The sequence below is a fragment of the Bacteroides sp. CAG:189 genome (assembly GCF_000432295.1).
Lineage (GTDB): Bacteria > Bacteroidota > Bacteroidia > Bacteroidales > Bacteroidaceae > Bacteroides > Bacteroides salyersiae.
Genome location: NZ_HF991087.1, coordinates 1 through 4,241, shown reverse-complemented (window position 1 = coordinate 4,241; position 4,241 = coordinate 1). Strand labels below are relative to the sequence as shown.

4 protein-coding genes are annotated in these 4,241 nt (G+C 37.3%); all 4 read right to left on the bottom strand.

The window, feature by feature from the left end; translation table 11 throughout:
- A partial coding sequence (locus QVP90_RS12365; RefSeq protein ID WP_288204432.1) for a GumC family protein occupies nt 1-2,041 on the bottom strand: 2,041 nt, incomplete at its 3' end.
- 18 nt (nt 2,042-2,059) lie between these two features.
- Nucleotides 2,060-2,851 carry a polysaccharide biosynthesis/export family protein gene (locus QVP90_RS12360; protein WP_021936612.1) on the bottom strand — a complete coding sequence of 264 codons (792 nt, stop codon included), beginning with the start codon at nt 2,849-2,851 and terminating at the stop codon, nt 2,060-2,062.
- 40 nt (nt 2,852-2,891) lie between these two features.
- Nucleotides 2,892-3,374 carry a UpxZ family transcription anti-terminator antagonist gene (locus tag QVP90_RS12355; RefSeq protein ID WP_007478496.1) on the bottom strand — a complete coding sequence of 161 codons (483 nt, stop codon included), beginning with the start codon at nt 3,372-3,374 and terminating at the stop codon, nt 2,892-2,894.
- 81 nt (nt 3,375-3,455) lie between these two features.
- On the bottom strand, nt 3,456-4,007 hold the full coding sequence (locus QVP90_RS12350) for a UpxY family transcription antiterminator (protein ID WP_021936611.1): 552 nt from the start codon (nt 4,005-4,007) through the stop codon (nt 3,456-3,458).
- Nucleotides 4,008-4,241: the final 234 nt, after the last annotated feature.

Below are 4,241 nucleotides of genomic sequence, written 5' to 3'. Positions count from 1 at the left end.
GACCGGAAAAAATTACATCGAGTTTATCATATTCTTCACTCCTACCTGCAATATCAGATACTTTATCCGTACTTCCGGAAAGATAATGTGTCAGTCCCATACGATTAGAAGTATTCGAGAAAAGACCACTCAATGTTCCCTTACGAATATCAACATCAATCAGAATTACCTTTTTATTTGTCTGGGCAATACTCATAGCAAGATTACTCGATACAAAAGTCTTACCTGCACCGGGATTAGCAGAAGTAAACATCACTACCTGCAATTTCTCTGCTTTCACACGCATAAAGTCCATATTTGTACGAATTATACGAAAAGCTTCCGATATGGAATCACGGCTATTTTCACGAACTACAATAGCATCCGAATCTCCTCCTCTCCTATTACTATAACGAGGAATATTACCCAAGAAAGGAATAGTAAGTACTTCATCTAACTCCTTACGGGTACGCACCTTGGTATCTGTCACATTTAGCAACCAAAGTACTACCATAGGAATTGAAATTCCTAAAATAACAGAAACTAAAAAGATCATTGTCACTTTAGGAGCAACAGGGATACTGCTACCTGAAGCAGAATCTATAATACGGGCATTACTTTCTGTGATAGCTTGAGTTAAAGCATTCTCCTCCCGTTTGTTTAACAGATACAAATAAAGTTCCTCTTTAATCTTCTGTTGGCGTTCTACAGTAAGAACATACTTCTGCTGGGCAGGTACCGCCTCAATGCGCTTCGTAGTCTGTTCTTCCTGTTCACGGATATTCTTTAACTGAATGTTCAAGCCAACAATCAAATTATCAACTGATCGGATAATAGTTTGCTTCATAGCTCCCAAAGAATTATTTAAATCCATTACAATTGGATTTTTACTACTACTACCAGCAACCAGCTTATCACGTTTTAATAAAATATCATTATATTCTTTTATTTGCGACTCTACACTATTATCAGAAATACCCGTATTAGCAGGTATCAAATCTGAACTCTTCTGAGGATCTGTCAAATATTCCTTAATATACCGAGAGATACTTAATTGATTTTCTAAACTCAAGCCTTCTTGTTTATATCGACTTGTATTTTGAAGATACATACCTGTCTCAGAAGTAATGTCTGTTAATTGATTCTCTCGTTTAAAACTTTCAATATTAGCATCCACACTGCCTAACTCACGTTCAATAATAATCAAACGTTCATTTATGAATTTAGAAGTATTTACCGCTATCTGATTTTTATCATTGATTACATCTTCATTGTAAACAGCAATAAGCATATTCAAAACATCTTCTGCTCGGGCTGTAGAAACATCATCCAAAACTAAATTAATTATAGTAGCCGTTTTACTGGCAAGAGACACTTTCAGCTTGTTCCGATAACTCTCTACAACTTTCTCCATATTGGATTTAACAACACTTATAGGCTTACCATAAAAGGTATCTGTGTAATACAAAGTAGGTGTAACTACTACCGGTCCCACTGATGTAAGAACCGTATCATTCAAATGCACCTCTATAACCTCTTCAAAAAATAGTTCCTCTGTTCCTACTTTCAATACTAAATTAGCAAGTCTGACCATAGCAGAATCAACAGGAATGACTTCCATTTCTATTATTTGACGTTCTTCCGATTCCGGAAAAGAAACAGCAATCGGAGCTTGAGTATATAGTTCATCATGCCTCAGACCATTTTTTACTTTATAACTCATATCTAAATGTAAACGTTGAGCTACCTCTTCCATCAAATGCCGCGATTGGAAAACGAGTACTTCATTATCTACATTACGTTTCCCTCCAAAAAGAGAAAGGTCGGAAAATGCTGCGGATTCACTTATTGTACCTCCTTTGGAATCATCACGAATCAATACGGAGGCTTTCCGACTATACATTTTAGAAGAGGATTTCACATAAAAAAAAGCAATACCGGCACAAACCAGAACAGACAACACAAACCAATACCAATTTACAAATACAAGATGAAAAATATCACCTATGCTGATGTTTTCTTCTCGTTCGAGAATATTATTGTGATTTTGTTCAGTATTCATGATTTTTTATATTCCAAATTATTTAAACATAGTTACTATCAAAGAAGTAATGGAAGCCAATACGGAAACAGCAGACAACCAAACCCCCACAGAATTATTAGAGTTAATGCGACTCTGTCCTGTCTTCGCTTTATTAGGCTCTACATACACAATATCATTCTGTTGTAAATAATAGCAGGGAGACTGAAAAATATCAGAAGAACGAAGATCATGGTAAAGAATACGACGCTTGCCATCCTTTTCACGAATAACAGCTACACGGTCACGACGACCATAAATGGTCAAATCACCTGCCATACTCAAAGCTTCCAACAAGGTTATTCTATCACCGGAAATATCAAATGTACCCGGCCGAGCCACTTCACCCATCACAGATACTTTAAAGTTCAGGAACTGAACAGTGACAATAGGATCTTTTATCAAATCCTCTTCCATCAGTTTTTGCTTAATAAGTTCAGTTACTTGCATACGGGTTAACCCTTCTACATGAAACCTACCCAAAATAGGAAAATCAATATCGCCATTCTGATCAACTAAATAGCCTAATAAACGCTGCTGTACAGAAGTTTGAGCACCTATCTGATAAGTAACCACAGGCATATTAAACGGTAATGCCAATTCCGGATCTTTACTATTCACCAGAATAGCCAATAAATCATCTTTATGAATGATTACTTCATAGTTCTTATCAATGACTTCCTCTTTCAAAGAGGTAATATCCTGCAAATAAAGTACCTCTTTAGGAGCAGAGCAGGATGCCAAAAGTGCCAATAAGCACAGCAAACAATTATTCAGAAATTTCATTCTCATATAATAGCTATTAATGATTTCTTACCGTTATTTATCTTAATTATTCATCCAGTTCCCAAGCTGTCCAGGGATTAGTTTCCAAACTATTCAGATATTCAGAAACTTCCAACTCTGCCGGAGACAATTCATGATCTTTCCAAGTATCGATAATGGCATGCGCTTCTTGGGCCAGTTTCTCATCATAAATCTCACCATAACAGGCTACTAAAAGCTGGCATTTCAACAAGGAAACAGAAAGCTGTTCGAGCACGTTCCAACTACGGTTAAGAATAGATTGTATTTTTTGATTCTTATCACCATGATCATAGATGGTGGCATGAAAACCGGTCAGCAGAGCATAACAGAGCCGTGCTTCTTCTTCGGCAGTAGAACCATGTAAAAGAAAAAGAGCCTCGGACTGACGATAAACCTCCGTATTCAATTCACAAAAACGATTGGAATAAAGAGGAGTGCCATCAAAACCTAAATTGAGAAGCTCATTGGTAACATGACACAGAGCGTCAATTTGTGATTGCAAAGACATATATTTGAATATTTAGATTGAACGATGACTATTTACAATTGAAATAAAATCAATATGGATAGAGTCCAAATGAACAGGTCGCTATTTATGAACAGGGTCGGAAACAAGTTCCATTAAAGAAGGATGAACATAAGCAGTAGCCACCGCCATAACTCCTTTGATGCAGACTGATACACGACGATCGCCTTTGACACGAAGAATAATTCCTTCAACTCCCTCAAAAACGCCACCGGTGATACGAACACGGTCACCTTTCTGTAAAGCGGTGACAGCAGGGTCGAGATAAGCGATCTGCTCTTCATAATTGCCCGAAACGGCAATAAAGCTACGCATCTGCGAATCCGGTACAATAAGAGGCCGATTGGTCTCACGATCGATAATATAACGGACGGCTAAAGAAAGTCCGACAGATTGTTTTATCCGATCGATACACGCAAGTGAACTATGAACAAATACGAGATTGTGCACTACGGGCACTAATTTACGCACCTTACGATCTGCTTTTTTCACATACTCGTAATGCATCGGAATGAAGTTCTCGATATTTTCGGCATCAAGAGCTTCCTTCAAAAGAAGTTCACGGCTATAGGTAACACGGAGCGGATACCAAAACACGTCGGTAGATTTGTTCACGAATGGATATTCTTTAGGGACACCGAAATTATAGAATTACTTTCGGTCAAGCGTGTATAAAACAAAAATTTAATATTTTAGTACACTGGCTCTCAACTGTATCCCTATCCCAGGAGATAAACAGGAGGAGAGAAATATGTAATGCACAAAGTTTTGTTCAATTTAGTGCACAAATCACTATAAACGAGATATTTGACACATAAAAGTGTTTCAATAAACGTTCGTTTAATGGCA